This is a genomic window from Streptomyces sp. NBC_00683, from assembly GCF_036226745.1.
Classification (GTDB): domain Bacteria; phylum Actinomycetota; class Actinomycetes; order Streptomycetales; family Streptomycetaceae; genus Streptomyces.
Genome location: NZ_CP109013.1, coordinates 8417457 through 8443712 on the forward strand (window position 1 = coordinate 8417457; position 26256 = coordinate 8443712).

General features: G+C 67.4%; 26 protein-coding genes and 5 pseudogenes. 16 read left to right on the forward strand and 15 right to left on the reverse strand.

Annotated elements, in window-relative coordinates:
• Positions 1 to 462: 462 nt before the first annotated feature.
• A pseudogene (locus OG257_RS36590) lies at positions 463 to 603 on the reverse strand (IS5/IS1182 family transposase); the annotation flags it as partial.
• Positions 604 to 701: 98 nt separating this feature from the next.
• Positions 702 to 887 (reverse strand): hypothetical protein, encoded by a 186-nt coding sequence (locus OG257_RS36595; protein WP_329214684.1) that lies wholly within the window; start codon positions 885 to 887, stop codon positions 702 to 704.
• Between the two features lie 271 nt (positions 888 to 1158).
• Here OG257_RS36595 and OG257_RS36600 point away from each other — a divergent pair.
• Positions 1159 to 1663: pseudogene (locus OG257_RS36600) on the forward strand (ricin-type beta-trefoil lectin domain protein); the annotation flags it as partial.
• A gap of 1175 nt (positions 1664 to 2838) precedes the next feature.
• The gene (locus tag OG257_RS36605) at positions 2839 to 3183 is read left to right on the forward strand and encodes a hypothetical protein (protein WP_329214686.1); all 345 of its coding nucleotides are present in this window, start codon (positions 2839 to 2841) and stop codon (positions 3181 to 3183) included.
• 1041 nt (positions 3184 to 4224) lie between these two features.
• On the opposite strand, the gene OG257_RS36610 is transcribed toward OG257_RS36605, so the two are convergent.
• From OG257_RS36610 to OG257_RS36620, 3 genes are all read right to left on the reverse strand, one after another.
• A complete protein-coding gene (locus OG257_RS36610) occupies positions 4225 to 5358 on the reverse strand; it encodes a hypothetical protein (protein ID WP_329214688.1) in 1134 nt (377 codons plus the stop codon).
• A gap of 170 nt (positions 5359 to 5528) precedes the next feature.
• On the reverse strand, positions 5529 to 5903 hold the full coding sequence (locus OG257_RS36615; RefSeq protein ID WP_329214690.1) for an HIT domain-containing protein: 375 nt from the start codon (positions 5901 to 5903) through the stop codon (positions 5529 to 5531).
• A 147-nt stretch (positions 5904 to 6050) separates the two neighbouring features.
• Positions 6051 to 6788: a vWA domain-containing protein gene (locus tag OG257_RS36620; protein ID WP_329215547.1), complete on the reverse strand. Its 738-nt coding sequence runs from the start codon at positions 6786 to 6788 to the stop codon at positions 6051 to 6053.
• A gap of 532 nt (positions 6789 to 7320) precedes the next feature.
• On the opposite strand from OG257_RS36620, the gene OG257_RS36625 reads away from it, so the two are divergent.
• Positions 7321 to 7671, forward strand: coding sequence for a hypothetical protein (locus OG257_RS36625; protein WP_329214692.1), 351 nt, complete (start codon positions 7321 to 7323; stop codon positions 7669 to 7671).
• Here the strand turns inward: OG257_RS36625 and OG257_RS36630 are convergent.
• A pseudogene (locus OG257_RS36630) lies at positions 7668 to 7916 on the reverse strand (IS110 family transposase); the annotation flags it as partial. The gene OG257_RS36625 and the pseudogene OG257_RS36630 sit on opposite strands and share 4 nt — an antisense overlap.
• 62 nt (positions 7917 to 7978) lie before the next feature.
• Between OG257_RS36630 and OG257_RS36635 the strand changes: the two are divergent.
• The 4 genes and pseudogenes from OG257_RS36635 (at position 7979) to OG257_RS36650 (ending at position 10346) form a co-directional block, all read left to right on the forward strand.
• Positions 7979 to 8607: pseudogene (locus tag OG257_RS36635) on the forward strand (GNAT family N-acetyltransferase).
• A complete protein-coding gene (locus OG257_RS36640) occupies positions 8604 to 9437 on the forward strand; it encodes an SDR family oxidoreductase (protein ID WP_329214694.1) in 834 nt (277 codons plus the stop codon). The pseudogene OG257_RS36635 and the gene OG257_RS36640 overlap by 4 nt, the downstream one beginning before the upstream one ends.
• A gap of 107 nt (positions 9438 to 9544) precedes the next feature.
• Positions 9545 to 9730, forward strand: coding sequence for a hypothetical protein (locus tag OG257_RS36645; protein ID WP_329214696.1), 186 nt, complete (start codon positions 9545 to 9547; stop codon positions 9728 to 9730).
• Positions 9731 to 9908: 178 nt separating this feature from the next.
• Positions 9909 to 10346, forward strand: a complete 438-nt coding sequence (locus tag OG257_RS36650) for a hypothetical protein (RefSeq protein WP_329214698.1) — start codon at positions 9909 to 9911, stop codon at positions 10344 to 10346.
• Between the two features lie 248 nt (positions 10347 to 10594).
• Here OG257_RS36650 and OG257_RS36655 read toward each other — a convergent pair whose 3' ends face one another.
• Positions 10595 to 10789 carry a hypothetical protein gene (locus OG257_RS36655; RefSeq protein WP_329214700.1) on the reverse strand — a complete coding sequence of 65 codons (195 nt, stop codon included), beginning with the start codon at positions 10787 to 10789 and terminating at the stop codon, positions 10595 to 10597.
• Positions 10790 to 11142: 353 nt separating this feature from the next.
• Entirely contained in the window at positions 11143 to 12042 is a 900-nt protein-coding gene (locus OG257_RS36660; RefSeq protein WP_329214702.1) for a hypothetical protein, read from the reverse strand.
• A 445-nt stretch (positions 12043 to 12487) separates the two neighbouring features.
• Here OG257_RS36660 and OG257_RS36670 point away from each other — a divergent pair.
• Positions 12488 to 13048, forward strand: a pseudogene (locus OG257_RS36670) (NEW3 domain-containing protein); the annotation flags it as partial.
• A gap of 1348 nt (positions 13049 to 14396) precedes the next feature.
• Here OG257_RS36670 and OG257_RS36675 read toward each other — a convergent pair.
• Both OG257_RS36675 and OG257_RS36680 read right to left on the reverse strand, forming a co-directional pair.
• On the reverse strand, positions 14397 to 14846 hold the full coding sequence (locus OG257_RS36675; protein WP_329214704.1) for a hypothetical protein: 450 nt from the start codon (positions 14844 to 14846) through the stop codon (positions 14397 to 14399).
• Between the two features lie 366 nt (positions 14847 to 15212).
• Positions 15213 to 15608 carry a cupin domain-containing protein gene (locus OG257_RS36680; protein WP_329214706.1) on the reverse strand — a complete coding sequence of 132 codons (396 nt, stop codon included), beginning with the start codon at positions 15606 to 15608 and terminating at the stop codon, positions 15213 to 15215.
• 52 nt (positions 15609 to 15660) lie between these two features.
• Here OG257_RS36680 and OG257_RS36685 point away from each other — a divergent pair, with 52 nt between their 5' ends.
• Positions 15661 to 16653 (forward strand): GlxA family transcriptional regulator, encoded by a 993-nt coding sequence (locus OG257_RS36685; RefSeq protein WP_329214708.1) that lies wholly within the window; start codon positions 15661 to 15663, stop codon positions 16651 to 16653.
• A gap of 551 nt (positions 16654 to 17204) precedes the next feature.
• Here OG257_RS36685 and OG257_RS36690 read toward each other — a convergent pair.
• Complete coding sequence (locus tag OG257_RS36690) at positions 17205 to 17570, reverse strand: nuclear transport factor 2 family protein (RefSeq protein WP_329214710.1); 366 nt, start codon at positions 17568 to 17570, stop codon at positions 17205 to 17207.
• 122 nt (positions 17571 to 17692) lie between these two features.
• Here OG257_RS36690 and OG257_RS36695 point away from each other — a divergent pair, with 122 nt between their 5' ends.
• The gene (locus tag OG257_RS36695; protein ID WP_329214712.1) at positions 17693 to 18238 is read left to right on the forward strand and encodes a hypothetical protein; all 546 of its coding nucleotides are present in this window, start codon (positions 17693 to 17695) and stop codon (positions 18236 to 18238) included.
• A gap of 81 nt (positions 18239 to 18319) precedes the next feature.
• Here the strand turns inward: OG257_RS36695 and OG257_RS36700 are convergent, their stop codons facing one another.
• Complete coding sequence (locus OG257_RS36700; RefSeq protein ID WP_329214714.1) at positions 18320 to 18985, reverse strand: IS5 family transposase; 666 nt, start codon at positions 18983 to 18985, stop codon at positions 18320 to 18322.
• A 432-nt stretch (positions 18986 to 19417) separates the two neighbouring features.
• Positions 19418 to 20218 (reverse strand): maleylpyruvate isomerase family mycothiol-dependent enzyme, encoded by an 801-nt coding sequence (locus OG257_RS36705; RefSeq protein ID WP_329214716.1) that lies wholly within the window; start codon positions 20216 to 20218, stop codon positions 19418 to 19420.
• Positions 20219 to 20362: 144 nt separating this feature from the next.
• Here OG257_RS36705 and OG257_RS36710 point away from each other — a divergent pair, with 144 nt between their 5' ends.
• From OG257_RS36710 to OG257_RS36725, 4 genes are all read left to right on the forward strand, one after another.
• A complete protein-coding gene (locus tag OG257_RS36710) occupies positions 20363 to 20494 on the forward strand; it encodes a hypothetical protein (protein ID WP_329214718.1) in 132 nt (43 codons plus the stop codon).
• A 42-nt stretch (positions 20495 to 20536) separates the two neighbouring features.
• Entirely contained in the window at positions 20537 to 20872 is a 336-nt protein-coding gene (locus OG257_RS36715; RefSeq protein ID WP_329215549.1) for an FAD-binding protein, read from the forward strand.
• A 223-nt stretch (positions 20873 to 21095) separates the two neighbouring features.
• Entirely contained in the window at positions 21096 to 21965 is an 870-nt protein-coding gene (locus OG257_RS36720) for a shikimate dehydrogenase (protein ID WP_329214720.1), read from the forward strand.
• Positions 21966 to 22100: 135 nt separating this feature from the next.
• A complete protein-coding gene (locus tag OG257_RS36725; protein WP_329214722.1) occupies positions 22101 to 22658 on the forward strand; it encodes a hypothetical protein in 558 nt (185 codons plus the stop codon).
• On the opposite strand, the gene OG257_RS36730 is transcribed toward OG257_RS36725, so the two are convergent.
• The gene (locus tag OG257_RS36730) at positions 22659 to 23039 is read right to left on the reverse strand and encodes a hypothetical protein (RefSeq protein ID WP_329214724.1); all 381 of its coding nucleotides are present in this window, start codon (positions 23037 to 23039) and stop codon (positions 22659 to 22661) included.
• A gap of 515 nt (positions 23040 to 23554) precedes the next feature.
• Here OG257_RS36730 and OG257_RS36735 point away from each other — a divergent pair.
• Positions 23555 to 23788 (forward strand): hypothetical protein, encoded by a 234-nt coding sequence (locus tag OG257_RS36735; protein ID WP_329214726.1) that lies wholly within the window; start codon positions 23555 to 23557, stop codon positions 23786 to 23788.
• 18 nt (positions 23789 to 23806) lie between these two features.
• On the opposite strand, the gene OG257_RS36740 is transcribed toward OG257_RS36735, so the two are convergent.
• Complete coding sequence (locus OG257_RS36740) at positions 23807 to 25009, reverse strand: IS110 family transposase (protein WP_329214728.1); 1203 nt, start codon at positions 25007 to 25009, stop codon at positions 23807 to 23809.
• A gap of 355 nt (positions 25010 to 25364) precedes the next feature.
• Between OG257_RS36740 and OG257_RS36745 the strand changes: the two genes are divergently transcribed.
• On the forward strand, positions 25365 to 25724 hold the full coding sequence (locus OG257_RS36745) for a hypothetical protein (RefSeq protein WP_329214730.1): 360 nt from the start codon (positions 25365 to 25367) through the stop codon (positions 25722 to 25724).
• Positions 25725 to 26256 lie beyond the last annotated feature (532 nt).

Sequence of the window (26256 nt, forward strand, 5' to 3'; positions counted from 1 at the left end):
TTGCTCGCACACCCCGCAGCGGTACGGGTACACCGTGTCCGAGCATCGGCGTACGACCCGAGGCGGGATGTGGCGTCGGGGTCGCTGGCTAGCGTCAAGATCGACTCGGTGGCAGCAAATGCGCCCAGCTGTAAGCGGACTGGGCGTTCAACGGCGTCGGTGACGGGTCGACGTCGTTCGGCCTGTTCGTGACACCCGACTCCCCAACTCGGCCGGTCCGACGAAGCGATAGCTCCACCGCTGTGTGTCGCGCTCGCTCTCAGCGGGTGAGCCGCTCCCACCGAATGGTGAACTCGTCCCGCCCGATCCGTGGCCGCGACGATGGGCTTGTGCTGGAGACGATGACAAGGTCGCCGTCCCGGCGGACTCCTGGGCAGCCCCCCTGCTAATCGGAGTTACCCAGACTCGGGCCGGCGGAGTGCCCGTAGCCGGTGAAGAGGAGAACCTGAGCCTTTTCCATCGTCAGCTTGAGCTGGCCAGATGGAAGGTGAGGACGGCTTGGATGAGGCTGGTGATTCGGGTCGTCGAGCAGCGGAGCCCGCGGAGGATCCTCCAGGACGTGAGGGTGGCGATGGCCTGTTCGATCAGGGCCCGGACCTTTGCTGATCCCGTTCGTCGTCCCGGCACACCCCGCGCCTGCCGTAGCTCCGCGAGCAGGGCGCCGTAGTGGAAGCTGTGTGCCCTGCGAGCCGCCAGGCCAGTCAGCTGCCTTTTTTGTTGAACCATCCGAGCGACTGGACGACGGACGCGCCGATCACGAGGATGCCGAGAGGAACGACCGTGAACCAGGTGGCATCGGCTTTTATGGCCGCGAGCAGGGCGATGGCGCCGAGGGCCAGCGCCAAGAGCACGAGCATGCCCAGAAGGACACGAATCTTGGAAACCAACGGAGGACTCTCCAATGTTCAGGCGGGCTCTGTTGACCAGACAGCGTTCGCTCCCCGTTGGACAGCTGGCGATGGTTGCCCAGTAGGGAGGCAGCAAGCTCCCCGGCGTGACACCACGGCTCCGTCAGGAAGCTCATGGGGTGAGTCTCCCAACGCTGTCTTCCCGAGGCGCCAGTAGAACTACGTAATCGAATACGTAGGTTCACCGGCCGGGGCTGGCGCACCCAGATGTACAACGTCGACGACTGGAACACCCAGGGCGTCCCTCGGTGACCTGGCTGACGGCCTGCACCCCAATGACTCCGGGTACCGGAAGATGGCAGCGGCGTTCGACAGCGGCATCCGGGCCGCCGACTCCGCGGGGTGGATCGGTGAACCTGTGGTCACCGGCGGTCAGGTGAGTCGGGGCTCGCGGGGAAGTGCATGGACGTCGACGGCGGAAACTCCGCGAACGGCACGGCCGTGCAGCTGTGGTCCTGCAACAGCAGCGACGCGCAGTGGTGGACCGCACGGTCGGACGGCACCTGCGGGCATTGGGCAAGTGCCTAGACGTATAAAGGGCTTCGGAACCGCCAACGGCACCCAGGTGGGGCTCTGGGACTGCAACGGCGGCACCAACCAGGTCTGGCAGGTCTACGTCGGCGGCTACCGGAGCCCGGCCGTCCGGGCGGTGCCTCGACGACCCCGCGGCCTCCACCACCGACGGCATAGGACTGCTGCTCTGGGACTGCAACGGGGGACCCAACCAGAAGTGGACAGGGCTGCCGGCCGTGTAGCGGCCAGTCGCCGCCCGAGGCCGAACGGGTCCCCGGAGGGGCCCCACGCGGAAACGTCCGCGCGGGGAACCCGATTACCGTACCGCCGGGCGGATCAGCGGGTCCGGGCCCACTACTGGTTGGCCGCGCCGTTACAGGTCCAGATCGCCGGGGTGCCGCTCTCGGTGCCGTGTCCCTTACGTCGAGGCCCTGCTGCACTGTCTCGAACAGGGCTTCCGGCGTGGTGGCAGTCAGGTCAGGGAGGCCGCCACGATCAGTTAGAGGCTGTCGAGATGGGTCAGCCTCGAGCCACAGGGCTGGCTTCGATCTCCCGGCTCCGACCAGCCATAACCGGGGCCACGAAAATCATCTCGCCAGCCGCCACACTGCCGGGTACGTTCACCTCGTGTGCTACTACGCCGACAAGCCCTACAAACTGCATTACGCCTGCGTGCCCTGCCGGGTCGCGTTCAAGCAGCATCCCGGGCCCGGCGAGCACCGATGCCCTCGATGCTCAGAACCAATGGTCTGTGCCGGCCACGATTTCGCGGCACCTCGGCGCAGAGACGCCAAGGCATGGACCGTCGTGGCCGCGGTGCTCAACACCGGACTGCGATACGAGGGCCGCGAACCGTGCGGCTGCGGCAAGGAACCCAAGTTCCGTCCCCGAACCCGAGCTCAGCTGCGCGCCCGCCGAATCGCAGCAGCACGAACGGGCACTCCCCTCGCCGACATGCTGGGACGCGCAGAGATGCAGGCATCCGACTGATCGGAGAAGCGATCGGAGCCAAGATCAAGCGCGCTGAGATCACCAATCATCGCAGCCGTTCGGTCCGTCGGCCGTACCGTCGAGAGAGCAGCAGGCGGCAGCCTCCCGGGGGCGTGAACATCCGCTGTCCGTTCTCGGGTTCCGGCTCGCTGTTCGTGCAGCGCATACGTTGAGTGACGACTAACGGGTAGAGAGCTGTGTCTCTTGTGTCACAACGGCGGGTCTTCGGCGCAGTCGTCTGTTCCGGTGCTCGCCCACCCCAGATCGTGATCGGCGACGTTCTTGTCGTCGGCGTCGTAGGCGAAAGCGTGGGCAGGCTGCGAAGCCGGCCACTCGAAGACAGCAAGGTCGCATCGATCTGTGTGCCGACTTGCGGGGCGGTGATCTCACGTTTCGGCTGTCAGTGTCGATCGTCATCATGGGAGACATGACCAACTCGCCCCTCACCACCGGCAGTATCTGGCGGCTCCACCACGGCGATCAGGAGATCGCCCGGCTGACCGTGACCGGCTTCGATATGCCATGGACGCACGCCGAAGTCGAGGTACTTCCTGGTTTTGAAGAGTTCCGTCCCCTCTTCAGTGAGCAAGAGCAGGCTGTCGACGAGGAGAACTGGGACCGGGCCGATACCTGCTACACACAGATACGCAGTGAGCTCAGCCTGACGTTTCCCGACGGCGGCCTGGTCGCCGAGTTCATGCTGCACATCCACGGCGACGGCACCGCTGGCTGGCGCTGGCACGACGAGCCCTTCGACGCGGTGAATCCGTGAAACGCTGGGTTCGCTGCTTCTGGGACGAGGAAGCCGTCTGGTTCTACTTCGAGCTGGACGCCGATGGGTTTGTGGTCCGGCAAGTCGAGTTGCAGGAGCCCGGAAGCAGGGCTCTGACTGCGGCCTCGCTGGCCGAGTGGCAAGTAGCCGAGAGAGACGGTTGGTCTGCTGATTACGAGAACGTCTACGGTCTCACCGCGGAACCGCCCATCTCCGAGTGGGAGGGACACGACCCGCAGCAGTTGTCGGCCGATGAGTTCGAGATCGTTTGGTCGACCGCACGCCGGGACCTTCAGGATCGCCCGCGGCGCCCCCTTCCTGAGCGCGTCCACTGCTGCGGCCAAGACAGGGCGGGGCCATCGCGGAGCCCCGGTCTCGGGGGCGTCCGGGGCCCGATAGATCAGCATTGCACCGCAATCAGCCAGACGACAGAGGCGGGACCGGAAACAGCTGATCGGGGTGAAGTAGCGCCAGGATCGGCCAGAACCAGCGGCGCTTGCGCAGCGTTGGAAGCCTGGGACGATCGTTGAGGCGCGAGCCGATGAAGCGAGGGCCGGGCATGACCACGCAGGCGTTGCGTTTCGAGGAACACAGCGCAGTCCAGACAGTGCAGTTGCCCGACACCTACGCGGCTCAGCGAGCAGCGCTATGAGATCTGGTAGGCGGTGCTACGGACGCTGGTGTCTATCACCGGCAGGTGGTGCTGCACGTCCACGGGAAAGGCGCATCTGCCCAGGAACTGCAGTTCAACGCCGCTGCGTGGGCACTCGCCAGCGCTTGGCGAGGCCTGGACATCCCCTACGACTTGAACGGACCCATCGTGGTGACCGGCCCTCGCTGCGGCGAGTGAACGTAACTCGCACCCATCCGACTCATCGGATCAGCAGTGGTCTCTGGCCGAGCCGGTGGTCACCGCATGGAAGGCCGACATCACTCGGTTGCTGTCGATCGCGACTGGCTGTGCTGCCGGTCGACGTCAGCGATTAAGAGGTACACATCGAGGCCCGGAGTGCGTTGAGTGGTCTGTTTCCTGTGGTCGGATCAGAGCGCGCCCGAGGTGGGCGGTGCGGTGTTACGGACTCGGACGACCGGACCGCTGCTCGCAGGCAGCTGCGTGTGGGCAGCGGCGAGCGTGCCGCGGACGAACATCACGGCGTACAGGCCGACGACCAGGGCGGCCATTCCCAGGCAGATGCAGAGGAACCACTTGGCTGCAAGGCCCACGTGCGCGGCGACGGTCATGGCGGCGATCGTGGCGAGCTGGCCGAAGACTCCGGACAAGGTGATGAAGGCGGAGGCTACTACCCCCCAGCCGTGACCGGTCGCCTTGAGTCTTGTACCGTCCGCCCCCTCGTGGAGCGCGTAGGTGCAGGACGCGGAGTAGACGACCGGCGCGAACAGGATCAGGCCGGCGAACAGCAGGTTCAGGGTGAGGAAGTGACCGACCGAGATACCCGGTAGCCATTTCTGCAGTACACCCGTCGCGGTCAGCACAACGCCCAGGATTGCTCCTAGAGCGGTGATGTTGGTAACCCAGCTGTCCTTGGGGGACCAGGGGACCTCGATGGGCAGGCGCGCGGTCAGCCATCCTGGCTTGACCTGCGCGTACAGGAAGTCGTAAGGCAAGACCATGAGGACGAGGGCGATCAGGGCCAGGGTGAAGGCCACACCCAACGCGTTCTCGTACTCGGGATCCCGCTCCACGTCCCGGACCAGGGCGAACCGCAGGGTGGCCGGGGAGATGGCCTTCGCGGGGTCCGTGTCACCGGTGGACACGACGAGCGTGCCCTGGCGGCTGGCACACTTTCGGTTCAGTGCCAGTTGCACGGTCGTGGCGGCGGGTTCGTTGACGGTCAAGGCGGCCGGGCGCTCGACGAGTTCGGCACCTACTGCAGTCGGACCCGTACAGACCGAGTCGGTTGACTCACCCGTGGCGTCCAGGACGGCCCGCGCGACGAGTGGCGTCTTGAGGTTAGTGCTGGTAGCCACGACGAACCGGACCTTGCCGACCATCAGGTCTTTGACATCATCCCTGTCGAGTTCCACCTGCGCCGTCTTCTCGGGGCCGATGAGGGTGAGTTTGTCCTCCGCATGAGCCGGGCCGGAACCGACGAGCCCGAGGAGGAGCGAGAGGACGAGGACAAGCAAACGGCTGCAGTCGGTCACTCTGTCCAAGCAATCACCACGGGCGGCGGAGGCCGGGTTGACACGCCGTTCCCAACGGACAAGCGGCCTATTGAGATTGCGCTTCCCCTATTGGCGCGAGTGGGACGACTACCTGCTCAGTGCGGCAGGCGTCACTCAGCGTGCTTGCTTCACGGAATGTGTGCCAGAGCCCAAGAAGTTCAGCGGTCGTGGTGCCCATATGTCTGCAGGATCGCTGCCTCGTCCTCGCCCCGGTAGAGAACGTGCCAGTGCAGGTGTTTGCTCTCCTGGTACAGGCCCAAATTGGTGACCACCGAGCAGGAGCCATGCTCCTGCTCGACCTGGGCGGCGACCTGACGGACGACCTGGACCAGTTCGAGCAGCAGTTCCTCATCGGCGTCCGCGAGATCGGTCAGCGATGGTACGTGTTCCTTCGGGATGACCACGATGTGAACCGGATGCGAGGGGTTGGTGTGATGAAAGGCCAGCACCCGCTTTGTCTCGGCCGCTACCTCCAGCGGGATGCTGCCACTGAGGGCCTGATGACAGTAGAAATCCGACGGCACGTTCGTCACGCGGGTCACTTCCTGGTACGGATATGAATCGGCGTCAGATTGCAGGAGCCCGCAAATGGGTGACGCGACGTTGAATGTGCGTCGGGCGTATGGGCCGGCGCTTCTTCGTGTCTGTCAGATCAGTTGGGTGGGTGCCTTAGCCCACGTCTACTCCAGGACGTGTGCTTTGCGGGCGGCGATCAGCCATTGCGGGAATTCCTGTAGGAGCTGGTCGTAGAGGTGGTGGTCGTTGACAGTCCGTGGGGTGCGGCCGGCGTGGAAGAAGCCGGCGTTATCGACGACGCGGTGAGCTGGGACGGCGAGAGTGTCGAGTTTGCGCAGGAATGCAAATTCGTTGTCGTCGGGGTCGCCGAAGCCGATGAACTGCCAGAAAAGTGGGAGGCGGGCTGCTTTGCAGAGGTAGCGCTCGGCGGCGAATTTGCTGGTGGGGCCGCCGTCGGTCTGGAAGACGACCAGGGCAGGGGTATCGCTGCCCGAGGCTGTGTAATGGTCGATCACCTCGTCCATGGCCCAGTGGTAGTTGGTGCGGCCCATATGACCGAGGTTCTCGTGGAGTTTGTTGATGCGGCCGCGGTGGCGGCCGAGCGTCAGGTCGGTGGATCCGTCAATGTCGGTGGAGAAGAACACGACCGGGACGATGCCGTCGTCATCGAGGTGCGCGGACAGGGACAGAACCTGTTCGGCGAGGTGCTGCATGGTGCCGTCCCGGTAGTAGGGCCGCATCGATCCGGAGCGGTCTAGCACCAGGTAGACCGCGGCTCGCACTCCTTCCAGCCCGTGCGCGCGGACACTGCTCCCCGCAGCCTTGTACAGACTCACCAGATCAGGAGCCCGCTCCACGACCTTGGTCAGGCTGATGGCGGGGGAGCGTTCGCTGCTGTTCATGATGTTCGTCAAGGTCACCCCTCCATCGTGAGGCCAGACATCCGCGAAGGCGGGGCTTTCGCCTCAAAGTAGCGAGGAGCGTGCGCTGTCAGGGCCGTTCCCATGCGCCGGGGCTGCCTCTGCCTACCCTCACTCATCTGAATCTGATCCGGTCAGGAATGTGCAGGCCCCGGTGTTCGCACCCCGGGGCCTGTGACGTGTGCGTAGCGTGCGGCCATGCTCATGAACTGGGTGCGCCCCGTGATGTCCGTGCCGTTCGTGCCGGCTGTCCGCCAGTCTTTGCTGTTGGGTCCTTGCTTGCCGCAGGAGGAACATAGGTGGGCGCGGGCCGTCAGTTCCTTCTCCAGACTTTCCCAGCGATCCAGCAGATCACGGCAGGCACGGGGGGTGTCCCTATGTCTTGGGTCAAGGTGGTCGGGTCGTAGTTCGGGGCGTCTGGAACGATGTGTCCGTGCATGCTGATTATCAGGTTGGCGAGGGTGTCCCTGCAGAGCTTGCGGTGTTCCTCCGGGGCGTTGTCGACGGCCGCCCGGTGAAGATCGCTCCTTCCATCTGTGAGGGGTGCGGCGGCCGCGTGTTCTTCGCGCTGGTCAACGCGTCCGGAGCGGAACGCGAGTGTTCTGGCTGCGGCAGCCGTGCGTTCATTGCGGACAGCGAGGAGTACTGGAACGAGGAGTCCTGGGAGGACGACGAGCCTGGTGCGGCCGGCTGCCCGTGCGGCAGCGAGGAGTTCGAGGCCGCGGTCGCGTTCTCACTTGCCGACGACGGATCCGTCCGCTGGGTGACTCTTGGCCTGCGGTGCATCAAGGACGGATTCTCCGGCGTCTATGCCGACTGGAAGATCGACTACGGACCCACGGATCACCTCCTGACCATGGTCTAGGTCTGCGAAGCGACGGCCCCTACAGGCTGCGGTTCAAGGAAGGTCCCATTGCGCAGCATCGCGAACAGGACGTCGGCCCGACGCCTGGGGCCTGGCGATCTTCTGGTCGTAGTCGGCCCGCGATGCCGGATCGCCCAGGGCGGCGAACGCGGAGAGAAAGCAAGCTCTCTTGAGCTGCTTGTTTTCCTCCTGGAGGGTTGTTCGCCGCGGTTCGAGGAGCCTGAGCTCCGGGTCGCCGGGGCGAGACTTCGGCTTTCGCTGGACGACCAGCAGCCGGTCCCCGGATGGTCGGGCGTTCTTGCGGGCGATGACGGCACGCACCGGCGCCGAGTGCGCGGCAGGAGCCCGAACATATGAGCGCACCTGGAGAGTCGGCCCGGACGCCGCAAGCCGAAACTGGACCAGTGACGACATACGCCTCCGATGCGCCGGCGACGCCGACGCCCGCCCCGCGCCCGACGTGGGGCTGCGTTCCTTCGCTGCCGCGTTACCGACCGTGCGCTGCGCCCACGACGAAGCCGACGTACGCGATTGGTTCGCACGCATCCTCGTGCCCCAGTACGAAACCTGGGTGGCGGACACCGGGAGCAACGTGGTGGGGCTCATGGTGCTCAACGGCGGGGACCTGAAACAGCTCTCCCTCGACCCCGCGTGGCGCGGGCGGGGCTTCGGCGACCGGTTCATGACCCTGGCCAAACAGCAACAGCCGGACGGGCTTTCACTGTGGACGTTCCAGGTCAACGAACCGGCGCACCGGTTCTACGAACACCCGGCTTCACCGCGGTTGAGCGGACGGACGCGCCGCGCAACGATGAGCGCGAGCCGGACATCCGCTACGTCTGGCAGCCCCATCTCGCATGCTCACGACGAAGGCGGTTGCCCGAACTCTGGAGTGACCGCCTTCGCCGACGGAGCCGGTCTACGGTGGCGCGATGACAGTTCTGATCGTCGGCGGCAGCGGCTTCCTCGGGACCGAGCTGGTCGAGCAGGCGAGAGCAGCAGGGCACACGACCGTCGCGACCTATGCGACCAAGCCAGGCGAAGCATCCCCGACTGCCTGGTATCCCCTTGACCTGCGGGACGCGGGAAGCCTGGACACCGTCATGGCCGAGGTGCGCCCGCAGCTCGTCATCAACGCATCGAGCGGGGCGGCCGACTGGGCGACTACGGCAGAAGGCCCCATCCGGCTCGCGATGGTGGCGGCCAGGTACGGCACACGCATGGTCCACGTGTCCAGTGACGCGGTGTTCTCCGGCGCGAACGTCCACTACGACGAGTCCAGCCTCCCCGACCCCGTCACCCCATACGGGGCGGCCAAGGCCGCGGCCGAGACCGGGGTCCTCGCCGTGCATCCGACGGCCGCTGTCGCTCGGACATCGCTGATCATCGGCCACGGACGTTCACTCCACGAAAAGCTCGTACACGACCTCGCCGCCGGCGCCCGCGACGGCGCCCTGTTCACCGACGACATACGCTGCCCCGTCCACGTCACCGACCTCGCCGCCTCCCTCCTGGAGCTGGGAGCCGCCGACGCGACCGGCCTCCACCACCTCGCAGGCCGAGACGCCGTCAGCCGTCACGAGCTCGGCACCCTCATCGCCCAACGGGACGGCCTCGACGCCTCACGGCTGCCCACCGCCCTTCGAGCAAACAGCACCCTTCCCGGCGCTCTCGACGTACGCCTCGACAGCCGGGCTACCCAGCGGGCCCTGCGCACCACGCTGCGCGGTGCTCGGCAATTCCTAGAGCACCCCGGCTTCCGGTAGGACTGCCGACGGTGAGGCCCCGCCCGGAGGGCGGCCGGCGTCAGAAACTCGCTCGAACACTGCGGACCCCGGTCGCGCGCGGCTGAGGATCGTCGTACACAGGAAGGATGAGCGAGGACAAGGCGTCGTGGCATCCGGGCGAGATCGTGCCTGAGAGCGGGATCTGCGAGTGTGACTGCGGTGCGGGCCATCACTGGAGTACGGACGTGAAAGGCCACCGTTTCCCGCCGCTGCCGGCGGGCTGTCCGGGCGGCACGTGGGCGCTGAAGACAGACGCGCACCCGAGCACCTGAATTCTCGATGGCGGTCACTCGGCTGCGAAGGAAGCTCTCATGTCGTCGGAAGCCACCTGGGTCGCACAATCCGGGCAGCAATCGGTAGTTCTCGCCAGTTTCGACAGCCACCGTCGCGCCGAACGCATACTGGTATCGCTCGGGCGAGGCTTCCGGCAGGAAGGCCCGCGAGGGCGGTGTGACCGCTGTGCTGATCGCAGGAATCGCCGACGGCTCGCTGCGGCTGACTCAGTCTCGTGTGCTGACGGCCAGCGGCTTCTCGAACACCGTGTTCCGCATGTCCCTCGCATGGATGGTCGGATTCATGGGCCTGCTCTCCGCGCTGAAAGGAGCAAGGACTGGGGTTCACGCCGCTGGAGTGCGCAAAGGACATGTCGGATCCGATGAGCATCAAGCCCAAAGGATCCTCGCGGAAGCCGGCTCCCGCGCCGTCATCATGCTGGTTCGCTGCAAGGACACCGACACGCGAAGCCTGGTAACCGCAGCGGCGGCCGAACCTGCCAGATACAGCTGGGACGGCTCGCTCGCAGACTTTCTCGCCGCCCTCGACCCCGGCAGTGCTCACGATTGGGTGCGCTCGGCTGTCGGTGAGTCCAACACACGTCGCCGCCACTGACTGATGGCCCGCAGCAACCCTGACGCCCGATTCAGTCCTGACCGGGCCCCGGCTAGGAGCCCCGCGTGGTGCTGCGACCTCCTGTGGAGCCGATGCTCGCCCAAGCCCGGGAGGTCATCCCGCACCCCGGAGCAGTACCGGGCGGCATGGCCGTCGAGCCCAAGTTTGATGGGTTCCGGGCAACTACTGTTCACCCCGGCCGACCCGGGGGAGCCGACGCTGCCGCAGTCGCGGCGCGGGGCGCTGCATCAGGCACGCTTCCCGATCTCGTCGCCACAGCGGACCAGCTGCCCTACGGCCTGGTCCTCGATGGCGAGCTGGCCGTCCTTGAACATGAACAGCTGAGCTTCAGCGCGTCGCAGCGCCGGGCCTCTGACCCGCCACGCCAAGGCCTTGGCCGCCGACCTGCCCGCGTACTTCATCGCCTGCCTCGCCGTCCTCACAACCCCCACTCCTACCCACCGCCGCTCGCGCGAACAGTTGCGGAACCCCGAGCACCACGACAGCGAGACCAGAGCGACCAGCATTGCGCCACGGTGATTGAGCACGCGGTCAGCCCCACCTGCCACCCGGACCCCTGCGGCACCCACCCACCGCGTCAGCTACCACCGCCTACCCCCATTGCCACGGAATGCTTGGGCAGAGCACGGTTGGTACCGGCTCCGGACGTCCGAAAACGTGGTAGCCCACACGGTGCCCCCCCGCGCTTCCGATTGACGTCCAGCTCGGCGCGGGCCGGGCCTTCCGAGGCCTCACCTCGCCAACCAGTGCTTGAGCCTCGGGCCTGGGCTGCCGTCTACGTGCGGTGCCGCGGACGGCCCGAGGCCTTCTTCGCGGGGGTCTTCGCCGCAGAGGTCTTCTTGGCAGCCGCCTTCTTGGCGGGGCCGGTCCTTCTCTCCGGAGTCGGGGATTCCGTCGCCGCCTTCCTGCCACGGCTCGCCCTCTTCGCGGGAGCCGTGCGACGGGGCCTGTCCGGCTCGGTGGACGCGTGCTCCGGAACTCGGCGCCGACGGCGGGCGGCCGGGCGCTCGGATTCCTCCCCCGCGTCGTCCTGTTCCCCTTCGTCCCGCGTGCTCCCGGCGACCGCGCCACCGGCGCCCTCGCCGGCCTCCTCCACAGCGTCCGCAGCGCTCCGGCCCACGTCTTCGACAGCGTCGCCCGCTCCGGCGCCGACGCCTTCCACCGCCCTGCCCGCACCCCCGCCCACGGACTCGACCGCGGTCCCCGCTCCCCGGCCGACCTCGCTCACTGCCGCGCCGGCGCCCTTGCCCAGTTCTCCCGCGGCCCGGCCGGTTCCGGCCCCGACGTCCTCGACCGCCGCACCAACGCCGCGGGTCAGCTGCTCGAGGATCTGGGGGTTGCGATCCACCGTGGCCAGCAGCCGGGTGACGACGGCGGCGATGTGGTGGAGCCGGACCTTGAGCTGCGCCTGGACGTCCACACCCTCGATGCCCAGCTGGACCCGCCCGAGCCGCACGTCCGCCCCGACGTTCAGTTTGAGGAGGTCCAGCACCTCGGCCTGCAGGGAGACGTGGGCCTCGAGGTCGTCCACCTCCAGGTCCAGCTTGTCCACATGGAGGGCAGGGACGTCCAGGAAGACATCTGACGGCCCCTCATCAGGACCGTCGCCCTCCGGGACCACGATCTCGGCGTCCGGGTCCCGGCCCTCGCGGCCGGCCTTGTCGGAGCTGGGCATGGTGGCGCACATCCTCGATAGGTTCCCCGAGCAGGATCCTCTCGTCCAAGTGTCGGCCGGGCGAAACCATGACGCAATCGCCGGTGCCCCGCGCCGGACGGCCCGCGCGGGGATCACGGCCGGGTCCCTAGTCGTAACTGAGGTCCGACGCGGAGTAGCGGCAGTACGTGCCGTCCGGACCGATGCCCGTCTCCGTCGGCTCGTCGTCGTCGGTTCCGGTGTAGCGGATGCACGGCTTGATCTTCTTGCGCGCAGTATCTGCAGCGTAGGACCGCGACCGGGCCGTGCCCGCCGGGGCTCAAGCCCCGCTCGCGCAGCTGCCTGCGGGTGACCAGCCCCTCGGGACAATCGTGCCGGTTGAACTCCTCGAGCGTCGCGGAGCTGCGCGGCACCCTCTTGAGCTCGCGGCGGCGAACGTCCGCCCGATGCCGCCCCGTGTGTCCGTCGGTCGGAGCGCAGCGGATCGCCGCAGGCGGCCTACAACAAGGTGGCGATCACCGACGAGTCCGCGACGACGGCGGGGAACTACGACGGTGAGGGCAACAGCTTCTCGGCGCAGAAGCTTGCCGCGGTCGGCCTGACACCCGGGGCGACCGTCGAGGCCCTGGGCGCCGAACTGACCTGGCCGGACGTCCCGGCCGGCACGAAGGACAACGTCGGCAGCGCCGGACAGGCCATCACGCTGAGCGGCAAGGGCAGCAAGCTGGTGTTCCTCGGCTCGGGCGTCACGAGCGCCGCCACGGGCAGCACCACCGTCTACTACACCGACGGCACCTCGACCACGGGAACCTTCGGCTTCCCCAACTGGTCGTTCGACCCGGTCACCGCGCACGGCGCCACCCTGGTCAAGTCGACCGACGACCGCAACCGACCGGACGGCTACGGCAACGCCACGGTGTAGTAGAGCGACTTCGCCAACTCGTCCCGCTGGACCCGTCCAGGACTGGAGTTCGTGGTCCTGCCCGCGAATGCCAACGTCCATGCCTTCGACATGGCGATCGCCCCTGATCGTCCCGGAGCGGGCATGCGCGAAACGGGGGTGGCGCAGATGTGCCGCCCCCTCTTTTTCCGCCCCGCCGGACGCCCACGTTCGACGTCACGGAACGCTGACGGTCAAGGAGCACGCACAGTAGTTCCGCCACTCGTGGCGGGTGTACTCGAGCACCGCGGGATACGAGTCCGGGGCCGCTCCTCGTATCGCTCAGTCCAGACCGTAGGCGCGGACCAACGTCTGGGTGACGGTGGCGCCGTCAGCGGTCGTGAGCTCCACCTTCAGATGGACATAGCCACTGCTTGCCGGCACCCCGGCACGGTGGCGATCTTCTGCGTGCCGGTGCCGGTGACCGACAGCTCGGTCCAGTCGCCGGCGGGGATTCCTGCGACCGAGCTCTGCGATCCGGCTGCGAACATGGCCTTCGTCCGGGTGATCGGGACGGGCTTTCCGCCGGATGCGTCGGTGACGTTTCAGGTGACCGGGCCTCTCGGCCGGGACCAGAGCGAGCGACGGTTGGCCAGCCGGGCCGCGCGACGCAAGACGGCTTCTGCGCCAGCATGTTCCCAGGCAAGGCTCGGCCGTTCGGGCCGTCGTCGGCAATACGCGCAATCAGGATCACTGCAGACGCCTTCACGCCATTCGTCGCACACCACGCACAGCGCTGCGTCGAACCGTTCGCAGTAATCCTGCCTGGCGCCGCACCGCAGGCATGATCCGGACTTCGGCCGGCCGGCGGAGGGGCGCTTACGAGGCATCCCCCTGTCCGAGGTTCAGCATCTCCGCGTCCACCACGGCTGAGACGGGTCGCCGTAGGAGTCCACAATCGTGCGGGAACAGTAGACCTCGTCAAGCGGATGCACCAGCCGCCGGAGCTCCCGCGATGCACCTGTCGGCAGCCCGCACAGGGCCTGCTCCAGTATCTCTCGTGGATGAGCGTCAGAGGGACAGCACGCTTCAACTCCGCAGCCACGGACCGGTGGATCCGTCAGCCTACGGGCCGGGCCGTGAACGGTGCCGACCCACCGAGCCATCGCATCGGCGATGGCTCCTGGCCACAAAAGTGAATCCTCGAACGCGGCAATCTCGCTCTGTGCGCGCGCCGAGACCCCAGAAACGATCTTCCTGCCGGGCCCCGGGCGGAGCCTACGCGACAACTTGGCGCGCACCTGGCCTGGCCGTCTACGCGCCATAGGCCTTTCGTTGGTTCGTCATGGACGACATCCTCCCAGAGTGAGGCCGTTCCGATCAATGCTGCCCCGACACTCCGGCCTGTCCGCTGCCCGGGAGGCAGACTTCCCGACCTCTCTTGATCTCCCGTCGATTACACGTACGCTACGTATCACCGCAGGTCGAAGGCCATCTATGGACTCCCGCGGTCGGTAAACCCGCACACAATCCACGTGGCCAACAGGTACTCCATCTCCGCCGGTGTCCACGTCGCGTCGCCCTCCGGATCGGCGCCGCGGTCAGCAACGTCGATGCCGCGGTGGCCCGGGAGGAGCTCCAGCAGCAGCGACTGGATCCCGGCGAAAGCCCGCTCGCAGGCGGCCTTGTCCGGCGGCCGCATCGCCCGGGCCGGCAGCAGATCGACCCCGAGCGTCGTTGCCGCCTGGACGAAGTGGTGGCTCTTGTAGACGGCACCGTGGTCGCTGGCCAACGTCTCCGGGGCGAAGAACGGCAGCCCGGCGACCGGGTGCCCGGCCAACTCTGCCACCAGCGCCGCGGGGGCCCCGGGAGAGGGCCACTTCGTCTCCGGGCCCCAGTCCGAGCGCATCGGCAGCGGCAGCAGCACCTCACCACGGGCCCGCACCGATACTGTCTTCGGTGCCCGGTCGTAGTGAGTGCGCTCCCGGGCAGCTGCTGCTCAGTGGGCAGCCCTGGCCCAGGACAGGTGGGCCGGCTACCTCGCGGCGCTCAGAGCTACTGAATAGGTCAAGAACAACGGCTCTTCACCAGTTCGTGGCCAGCCACAAGTGCATCGATGGCACGAGCGACAGCCACCGATCGGCGACCAACTCCAGCCAACTGACCCCCAGGAGGCGGCCCGCCAACCTCATGCCCATCGAGTTCGGCGGCATCGGGTTCCTCGAACAGCACCCTCCGAGCGCAGGAAGTCCGCATCACGCATCGGGAAGGTCTGATCCGGGGTGGTCGACTGCCGATGCAGCCTGTCCGCTCAGGCCTTGAGGGCGTGTCCAGTCGTTGCGTCCACGTGATCGGGGATCTCATCGTGGCGGTCGCCCACGGTTGGTGTCCCAGTCGGCTCGAACATGAGGATCGCGGCACCGGACGGTGCGTACGGCTTGTGCTCGGTACCTGCGGGGACGGTGAAGACCGCTCCCTGCGGAAGCAGGACCGTGCGCTCACCCTCGGGCTCACGCAACGAGATGTGCAGCTCCCCGTCGAGCACCAGGAAGAATTCGTCGGTGTCGTTGTGGGCGTGCCAGATGTGTTCGCCTGCGACCTTGGCGATCCGGACGTCGTAGTCGTTGACGCGCGTGACGATGCGGGGGCTCCACAACGCATCGAAGGAGGCCAGAGCCTTGCTGAGGGGGATGGGCTGGTTACTCATGGGCTCATCCTCCGCGGTTTCGCAGGGGCAGCGTGAGTGCTAGGAATTGCACATGGCGAAAGAATCCTCGCATCCAGCTCACGCGGCGGGCACACACCGGGTGGTCGTGATCGTGGACGAGAACTCGAACCCCTTCGAGCTCGGCTGTGCAACCGAGGTCTTCGGCCTCCGCAGGCCGGAGATCGGCCGCGTTCTCTACGACTTCAGGCTCTGTTCCCCCGAGCCCCGCACCCCGATGCGAGACGGATTCTTCACGCTCACGGGAGTCGCCGGCTTGGAAGCGGCCGATGCGGCGGACACCTTGATCGTCCCCAACCGCCCCGACGTCGAGGTGCCCCGCCGACCCGCTGTGCTCGACGCCATCCGGCGGGCGCACGCGCGTGGCGCACGCCTGATCGGCCTCTGCAGTGGCGCCTTCACCCTGGCGGAGGCCGGCGTGCTCGACGGGCGGCGGGCCACCGCCCACTGGCAGTGGGCGGCTTCTTTCCGATCCCGTTTCCCTGCTGTCCACCTCGAAACAGACGTGCTGTTCGTGGATGACGGTGACATCCTCACCGCTGCGGGAAGCGCGGCCGCACTCGATCTCGGGCTGCATGTGGTCCGCCGCGACTACGGCGCCGAGATTGCCAACTCCGTGAGTCGGCGACTGGTCTTCGCGGCGCACAGGGACGGCGGGCAGCGGCAGTTCGTGGAGCGTCCCATGCCCGACTTCCCCGACGAGTCCCTGGCACCCGTCCTGGCCTGGGCGCAGGAACGGCTCGACTCACCGCTCACGGTGTCAGACCTTGCGGCACAGGCGGCGGTCAGCCCTGCGACGCTGCATCGTCGCTTCCGGGCACAGCTGGGAACGACCCCGTTGATGTGGCTCACGGGAGAGCGACTTGCCTTGGCCTGCCGATTGATCGAACGAGGCGAGTCACGATTTGAGGTGGTCGCACGGCGGAGCGGGCTGGGCACCGCTACCAACTTGCGCACGCTGATGCGTCGCGAGACGGGCATCACTCCATCGGCGTACAAGCGTCGGTTCGGGCCAGAGGTGAATTGACGACGGGGACGTCCCCCAACGGCTTCTGCGTACAGCCACGGTCGGGGGGTGACCGAATAGCGCACGGTCAGAACACCGCCTCTTCACCAGTATGCCGCGCCCGCCGATGGCCACACCATCGCCACCGGCATCGCAGTCCTCGTCTGAACCCTCGCCTCCGGTTTTGCTCTGCGCGGCCTGAGTCTTCGCCCGGGCGTCTTCGTCCACGCCCTGGGCCCCGAGATCCGCCCGGAGATCCACGTCCACGTCCCGGCCGGCCCGCCCGTCGAAAGCACCCCGGACAACGTGCACCCGCTCCAGAAGCGCTGACCCGCCGCCCTGATCCAACTCATTCGGCATCACAGCAACAAGAAGAGGCCCCTCGGGAGAGGTGCACTCAACGATCCTGGACCCACCGTTGATCCTTACCGCCTCACGCAGCGACGGTGAACGCACGCTGACCCGCCGCAACCCATCCGGAAGGGATACTGCCGCACCGGCCTTGGTCCGGGGCTCCCAAGCCACGCGAATATGCGCCGAGGACCCCGCCACGGTTGGCGGACCACGCCCGATCAGCTCACCAAAGTGCCCTGGTGGAAGTACAGGCGCCAGCCCGTTCCGGTCATACGCCACAGGGAGCTTCGCCATACTCGGCGCCCGTTGTTGTCTGCGAAGTACGTCAGGTGAACGAGGCCCGGAGCGAGTACGCCCCCGGACATCTCGCTGACCTTGACCGGAGACTCCGGGTCCACTGAACCGGAACTCGTAACGGTGAGAATCGACGTTGCGTCCCAGCGCCTGCCGGACGCTCCGATCTCGGTGAACTCGGGGTCAAGAAGCTGCAACACCAAGGCTGGCGAGGCGCGCACGGCGGGGTCGAGAAGCCGCAGCTCCGCCTCGATAGCCGCCTGAACTGCCTGCTCACTCGCGTCTGCCATGGACGCACCCTACGGACGCCCCCCGTCCTCCCGGGCTTGAGGACTGCGTTCTCGCTGGTCAGGCCTAGGGTCGGCGGTCTCGTGGCAGTGGTGTCGTGTCGTTGCTTTGGTGGAGGTCGAGGATGCCGTCGGTCTTTGGACTGCTGGAACAGCGTGAGCTCACGGCTCGCCGTCGTGTCGACGATCTGCGGGAGGAGGCCGACCGCCTCCAGGCGGAGCCGGCCTTGGCTGAGCGGGAGTGGAACGAGTGGGTCATCGCCCGCTCACGCGTTGGCGAGGTACTGGCCCCGGGCAACGACGCCGTCGTCGGCCCCGCCGCCTCCGAGGGTCTGCCGGCTCCCGGTGTGCAACCGGCGCGGCCCGAACCGGCGGAGGCGGCGAAGCCGAAAACGGTGGTGCCGGTGTGGCGCGCGGGGCTGGCCTGGTCGGCGCTGTCGGTGGACTACCAGCGCATCCTGCAGGCACTCGGCGACCGTAACCGACTCGGTCAAGGAGCGTTGACGTGCAAGGAGATGGCCGCCTGCTTCGGCCTGGACCCCGTACCGGGAAAGGTAGAGGCACTGCGATCGAAGGCCAAGCGGCTGACGGCGCGCGGCTGGCTGATCGAGCCGGCACCTGGCCGATTCACGCTCGCGAAGAACGTGGCCGGGCAACGCGGCGGGTCATGAGCATCGTCATCGACCAGTAGACCATCGCCTCCGCGCTGGCGATGGAACGCTCGAAGTCGCGCACGAGACGGCGACTTCGCATCAGGTGGGCGAAGAACCGCTAGACGATCCATCGCTTGGGCAGCACGACGAAGCCGCGCATGTCGTCGCTGCGTTTGACGATGGCGAGGACCAGGGCGAGGGCCGCGAGACAGTACTCGACGAGGCTGCCGGTGTATCCGCCGTCGGCCCAGACCAGGGCCAGCAGGTGGTGCGCTGCAGTGACCTGGGTAGCAGGACCTGGGCCGCGGCGCGGTCGCCCACATCCGCTGCGGTGACCATCACCGCGAGCAGCAGGCCAAGGGTGTCGACAACGAGGTGCCGCTTGCGCCCGTTGATCAGCTTGCCGCCGTCGAAGCCGCGGCTGTCAGAGCCGACGACCGCGTCCGCTTGGAGCGACTGCGAGTCGATCACGCCCGCGCCCGGCTCCGAGTCCCGCCCGGCCCGCTCGCGGACCAGGCGGCGGAGTCGGTCGTGGAACTCGCGGACCAGATCGTGGTTGCGCCAACGCCGGAAGAACGCGTAGACCCGGTCCCACGGTGGGAAGTCGGCAGGCATGGCCCGCCACTTCGTGCCGTTGTCGACCAGGTAGCGGATCGCGTCCAGCATCGCGCGGTGGCAATAAGCCTCCGGGTGCCCGCCCCGGCCCCGCAGCCAGCCCGGCACCGGCAGCAGTGGCCGGACCACCGCCCACTCGGCGTCCGGCATGTCGGTGGGATACCGACGCTCGCACGCCCCGTGGTCTCTGGCGTTCCCGAACCTGTGAGCCAGACAGTCACACGCGAGAGTGGCTGACGTGGAACCCACTCCCGCGTTGCCGTAGAAGTGCGACAACAGGGCCTCGTGGAACGCACGTTGGATTCGACATCCTTCGAGCTACCAAGAGGCCCTGCTCTCATGCACGGCAGCCGCCGCAGTCACCCGATCGACTGACTTCTCGACGAGATCGGGACGACGGCAGTCGCGTCGCTTCTCGTGATCGCTGGGACGGACAAATTCGCACTGCCATCCAGGTAGACGGTCGGCTTGGTGAAGCCCCGAGGCTGCCTCGCGGGTTTGAGTCCGGTGCCGCGACTGACGAAGCTGGCGAAGAGTCCTGTCTTACCAGCTCGAGGCGCGGCCAACAGCCCCCGCTACGTCCTACTTCTCCTCCGGCTCCCAGGCCCGGAGCAGGTCGAGCAGCCCTGCGTCTCCGTCAACGTGCAAGGAGTCGGCCTGGATCCGGTCATACAGGTAGAGGACCAGCTCACTGGCCGTGCCGTGGACGGAGGCACCGGCTGCGTCCGAGTCTTCGCCGGTCGCGGCGGTGGGCGCGGGGATGCGGGTGGTGCGTGCGCCGTCGCCGTCGACGGTGAGGCGCCAGGAGCGGCCCTCGGCGGCGTGGAAGTCGAAGGCCGTGGGCTTGTGCGGCCAGGCACTCGGCGTTCCGCAGACGGTGAACAGGAACTCCTCCACACCGTCGAGTGCCAGCTCGACCGGCAGCGGCTGCGGGACGCCCCCGGCGAGCTGGGCGTCGTAGGTGTGCACCGCGGTCTCCTGGACCCGGTGCCGGGCGGTGCCGCCGGCGGTCTGCGGTGACTGCGACGCGGGCCACCACGTCCAGCAACCGCTATCCGGTCCCGCCTCGCGCAGGGCGCCCAGCAGAAGCTGCGTCGACGCGTCCAGCCAGGCCAGCAGGGCCTCACGCTCCTGCGGCACTTCCAGCGCGGCGCGCGCGGCGACGGCCTCGGCCGGGGGAGCGTCGGCAGACCCCGCGCCGACGATGGCGGCCCAGAAACGGTCTCCCCCACCCAGGTGCTTCACCAGATCGAACAGCGTCCACCCGGGGCAGGTCGGCACCTGCGCGTCGAGCCCGGGCGCGGCGGCGACCACGGCGCGGAAGGCGGTCGACCGTTCTTCGATCAGTCGCAACAGGTCAGGGAACTCAAGATTCTTTTCCACGCCGGATGTCTATCACCGTGCTCCGGTGATCGGACAGCGATTTTCACAGTCGCCGCCGGTTGGCCATTGCGGACGTCCTGGCCTCCCACCGCTCGGGTGACAAGCTGCTGCGCGGACGCTGGTGGTGGCGGAACGCCGGGCGTCGTGCCTGTGGGTGCTCTGGCCTCGTCGTGCGGCCGGGCACCTCGGCGACGTGACGTCCACCCGGTGCGCGCGGTCATGCTGCCGCTCGATGTGATGGACGCGGAGGTCACGACGGCGGGGGAGGACCGGTGACACGCTCACCGAGGCGGACCGGCGAGGGCTGTCGCCGCTGTTCTGGACCCAAAGGGCGGACACCCCTACGGACATCAGTACGGCGATCCAGCCCACACGCCGAACGTGAACCTCGGACCGATCGAGCGAGCACCCTATTACGCCATCGACGTGGTTCCGACCCCACTGGCGACCGCACTCGGCCTCAGGACCAGTCCCGAGGCGCAGGTACTCGACGAGGACGGTGCACCGGTCGCAGGCCTGTACGCCTGCGGCAACGATGCGAACTCCCCCATGGCATCGGAGTACCCAGGAGCCGGGTGCCAGATCGGCAGCGCCCTCACGTTCGGGTACTTGGCCGCCTGCCACGCCGCCCGCTCACGTCCACAGCCGAAGTAACACTCCGTGCCTGTCGGCGACCCCTCCGGGGCTTCGGGCCCCGCTCGCTCAACACTCCGACTTCCTACCCGCCCGCGACGAACGACTGCTCGCGGACACCGGCTGGCCCAACGCGTAAGGGACAGACCATGCCGCCGCCTCGCGTACTCGACGTTGTCCCGTCGCTGTGCCATGAGATCGCTCCACGCCACGGCCTGGAACACCTACTGGAGAAGAGCGCCGCATGACCTCGCCCCACTCCTCGTACCTCCTTGGACTCATCGGATCCGGCATCGGGCCTTCCCTCAGCTATGCGCTTCACGAGCGGGAGGCCGACCACCACGGCCTGCGGCTTCTCTACCGTCCCCTGGACCTGGACCAGCTAAGTCTCGGCGCGGACGACGTAGGGGAGCTCGTCCGCACTGCAGGGCGGCTCGGTTACAACGGGCTCAACATCACGTATCCGGGCAAGCAGACGGTCATCCCCCACCTCGACGGACTCTCCGAGGACGCCAAGGCGCTCGGCGCGGTCAACACCGTGGTGTTCGACACAGACGGCAGGTCCCGGGGCCACAACACGGACTGGAGCGGCTTCGCCCAGTCGTTCACCCAGGGGCTGGGGGACGCTCCCACGCGCCAGGTTGTCCAGCTCGGCGCGGGCGGCGCGGGGGCGGCCGTGGCGCACGCGATGCTCACGCTCGGGGCGGGCCGGCTCACTCTGGTCGACACCGCCCCAGGCCGGGCGTCGGCGCTGGCCACCCAACTCACTGCTCGCTTCGGCCCGGACCGGGCGGCAGCCGCGCAGTGGGAGAGACTCGCCGACTTTCTCGCGGTGGCCGACGGGTTGGTTCATGCCACCCCGACGGGCATGGCCCACCACCCAGGGCTGCCGTTCCCCGCGGAACTGCTGCATCCGGACCTCTGGATCGCCGATGTGGTCTACCGCCCACTCGACACGGAACTGCTCCGAGAGGCGCGGGCCCTCGGCTGCCGCACGCTGGACGGCGGCGGCATGGCCGTCCACCAGGCCGCGCATGCATTCCGGCTGTTCACCGGGTACGAACCGGACCCCGACCGGATGCTCGCCCACATGGCCACCCTCGTTGCCGACTAGGCAGGAGCCCCCGGGCCCGCACGCAGGCACGGGGAGTCTGTCGCGCGACTATCCCTTCGCGTCGGTCTGGCCATCAGGGCAGTGCACATCCGTGCGAGCGTCCAGCCGTCGGGCGCGGGCGAGGGGGTGGGCGCTATGGGTAGGGCAGTATTGACGTTGTCGGCGGCTGTGATCGGTAGCGCTGTGTCGCTGGTGCCGGTTTTGGGGACGCAGCGCTTTACGCAGCAGGTGCACCGGCGGGAGCAGGACCGTGTCGAGCGCCACCGGCATGAGGACCTGGCACGGGCCCGGGCGAACCGTCTGCTCGAGGAACGGCAGGCTGTATACGTGCGGTTCAGTGCGGCAGCCCGCACAGCACGGGACGCCCTGGCGGCTTGCATGTACGACATACGGCGTGCCGGCACTCTGGAGGACACGCACCGCGAGGAGTTGAAGCAACGCTGGGACGCCTACGTCGCCCAGCACGCCGAAACCCACATGATTGCCTCCAACGATGTTCTCGGCGTGGTCGGCCGCGTCAATGGGGCGCTGCGCAAGATCCATGGGCTGGTCAAGGGTTTGGACATGGGACCGCGGAATCCAGGTGACAGCGTTGACGCCTTGAGGGAACGGATCGGCGACCTCTGGCCCAGCCTGGTCGCCCTGCGCGAGGCGATGCGCCGCGACCTCGACTTGCCCGGTTCGCCGTCGTGATCAGCTTTCGACAGGTACGGGTTCCGCGTGAAGTGACACGGCGGTGAGGTAGAGACCGTCGCCGCTGATCCGGAGCGTCGGGGGTAGGCCGTCACTGAAAGCATCCGAAACCTCGGCGGTCGGGTAGCCGAAGAGGTTGATGCCGCGGAGGACAACTGGGCAGGCAGACGGCCCAGTGAGCGTGAAGGGGTCGCGGGTGAGGCCGATGCCGACCAGGCCAGGGGCGTCCTGGTGCCGGCCGCGGCGGTCCGTGGTGTCACCGTATGTGTCGAGCGTCAGGCCCCGGTACTGCGCGCTGAAGGCCCAGCGGGCGCCACAGACCCAACCATCGCGAACGTCCGCGACAGTGGCGACGGCCCACTGGGCGGTGCGCTCGTCCATGCCGAAGCGGAGGGTGCCGGCAGAGCCAGGGAGTCGGAGGCCGACTCCGGGAAGCAACTCGAACATGCGGAGATGGTCCCAATGGACGGCACTGCGCCACAAGCCGGAAGCGACGATCACCTGCTGCTGACTTCCAAGGGGCGTTTCCTGTTCCTGCAGATCAGGCGGCTTGCGCGAGCTGGTCCGGTCGGGTCGTCGGCGGCTCGGTGCAACGGGCTGACTTGCGGGCAAGCCGCTGAGGCCGGAGGCCCGTTGCGGAGCGACGAAGACGGTAAGGGGGCGACCGTACGGCGAAGCCAGGGCTACTTCGCGTCGTGGGATCTCATGCGCGTCGCCGATGGGAGGCACCGGCGTTCATCGCCTGCGGTTCAGTGACACCATCGTGGTGACGATCAGCCCGGCCAGGGGTTCAGCCGAGATACACGCCAAAAGGGGGGGTGCCCCTATGCGTTTGGTCAAGGCCGAAGGTCAGTAGGTTCGTGTGGTCGAGGGCGGGCCGAGCCGTAGGGGTGTGCATGAGTGATAGCCAGGTCACGATCAAGCTCACGAGTGACGAGGCACTGGTGCTGTCGCACTGGCTGGAGAAGCTCCAGATGACGGACCTCAGCCAGGTTGTCGACGATCCGGCGGTCTGGGCGCCGATCCATAGGATCGCCGGGACCCTCGACAAGACGCTTCCTGAGCTGTTCGCATCCGACTATGACGAACGCCTTGAAGCGGCTCGTCAGAGGCTTCGGCCGGAGGGCTGATCGAGCGGTTTGAACTCCTCACCTGCCTGCAACGGGTTGGGGTTCGTAGAAGGTTCCGTCGCGGAGCATCGCGAAGAGGACGTCGGCTCGTCGTCGGGCGAGGCAGAGCAGGGCCTGGGTGTGGTGCTTGCCCTGAGCGATCTTCTTGTCGTAGTAGGCCCGGGAGGCTGGGTCGGCCAGAGCCGCGAATGCGGAGAGGAAGAAGGCCCGTTTGAGCTGCTTGTTTCCCCGGCGGGATGGTTGTTCGCCTCGGATCGAGGAGCCCGAACTTCGGGTTGCCGGGGCGAGGCCGGCGTAGGCAGCGGGGTGGGCGGCGGACGGAAACGAACTGCCGTCGCCGACGTCGATGAGGATCCTGGCTCCGGTCCTGACGCCGATGCCCGGCATGGATGTCAGGACCTTGGAAAGAGGGTGGTTGGCCAGCTGTTCCTCGATCCTGGTGGCGAGGAGTTTGCGTTGGTCGAGGACGGCGGTCAGCGACCCGGCCAGGCTGGGGACGATCAGTGCGGCCGCGTCGGTGCCCGGGACGACGACGGTCTGTTCGTCCAGCGCGGTGAAGATGTCCTCGACCAGTCGCTCGGCCATCCGCGGCGCCTTCGGCCGTATCAGCGTGATCAGCCGACGGCGTCCGGCCTTGCGGATCTGGGCCGGGGACCCGAACCGTTCCAGGAGCATCAGGACGGCCGGATGCTGGATCCGCGGGCCGAGGACGCGCTCCAGGTGTGGGTGAATCTGCGTCAGCAGGCCGCGAAGCCGGTTGGAGACCCTCGTCGCCTCGCCTGCCAGGTCGTCGTCGAACCCAACGATCATCTCCAGCTCTGCGATGGTCTCGTCTTCGAGGTCGACCGAGCGGAGCGTGTGAGGCATGACGCGGGCCGCGTCCGCGATGACGAAGGCGTCGCGGGCATCGGTCTTGGCCTCGCCCGGATAGAGATCGGCGATCCGTCGCATCGTCAGCCCCGGCAGATAGGCGACCGGGCAGCCCATGTCCCGGGCCACCGCCAGCGGCAGAGCGCCGATGGAGGCCGGCTGGTCCACGACCACCAGCACGGTTCCGTGCTTGGTCTGCAGTTTCCCGAAGACCTCGCGGAGCTTGGGCTCGCTGTTGGGCAGCCGCTTGTCGAAGCCTTTCTTCCCGGCCGGCGTGACGGCGGTGGCGTGGTGTTCGCCCTTGCCGACGTCCAGGCCGAGGAAGGCGCCGATGCCGCTGATGTCGATCACGCGCTTCCTCCGGTTCGTCCTCGCCCGGCCGTCCCACGGCACCGATCGCCACACCCACATTACGAAGAGCCTCCCGACCTGCGAAAAGGCCGGTGGTCATGCCCCTAATCAGCGGTCTGTCGATGCCTCCGGAGCCGGTGACACCACCCCCCAGGCCATGCGATCGACAGGGGGAGAAAGTCATGCCAACTCCGGAGGCCGGGCGCCCCGTTGCGGGGCGACCAAAACGGTAATGGGGGGGGCAATGAGTCGATCAAATAGTCCACAGAGGCCATATCTTAAGTTCCAGCTGAAGGGGAGTAAGCCAGTGGGCATGCCTCTCGCCGAAAACCCCGCGCTGGATTAGGAGCGTCTCGTGAAAGAGTGGTCGAAATGGACCGAGGACGAGTACTGCCTCTTGATCAACTGCCGGGAACTGTCTCCTCTCTGGGCGCTTCTGGCTGATCGCACGCAGTCTTCTGACCCAGAAGTGTGGGCGACAAAGATTCCCGCATTCACCGAGCTGATCGAGCGGTGGGCACGATTGAAATTCGTGCAATTGTATGCAGGGTTGGAGTGGCCGCCGCCGCATGTCAGTGGGCAGAAGGTCCCTGATGATGATGTACCGGCAGTTCTTTCGGACCCGGAGAGCTGGCAGTGCCTCGACAACCCAACCCGCGTTATTACCGTCTCACTCAGTGAACGAGACTTCTCCGAACTGGAGGAAGGTATGTAAGAGGTGCTGACGGGCCGGCGAGTGCCGGCCCGTCAGACAACAGGCGGGCGGCGGTCGTGACCGTGGGCCCAGCCCGTGCTGTTCCAGGGAGCCGAAGACAGGTAGATGACCGACTCGCGGGTCAGCTCGATGGCGGTGGGCGGCGATGTCAGGGTGCCGAACGAGGATGGCGCTCTGGTGTCTGTCACGACTGCGGATGGCGTCGGAGGCGGATGGCGCTGGCGCAGCAGCCGGGGCTTCATCATCGCCCGGGCCCTCGTGGGATGACTCCGGCCCGCCCCGGTGTTATCCGACAGCGATAGCCACGCCCCTGTAGTCACACGGGGCTCCGCGCGATGGCACACGAATACCGCAGCTTTGGAATACGTACCCGGTACCAGCTCTGCGTCAGGACGCCACCGCACCCGACGTACCCGCCTTCGGAGAGGGCGCGTAGCCCTCAGGGGGACGTTCCCAGCACGCCGCCGTTGCTGCTCCTCCTTCGCCGACAGCTCCCGGATCGTCGCGTCCATGCCTGCAAAGGACTCCCGCC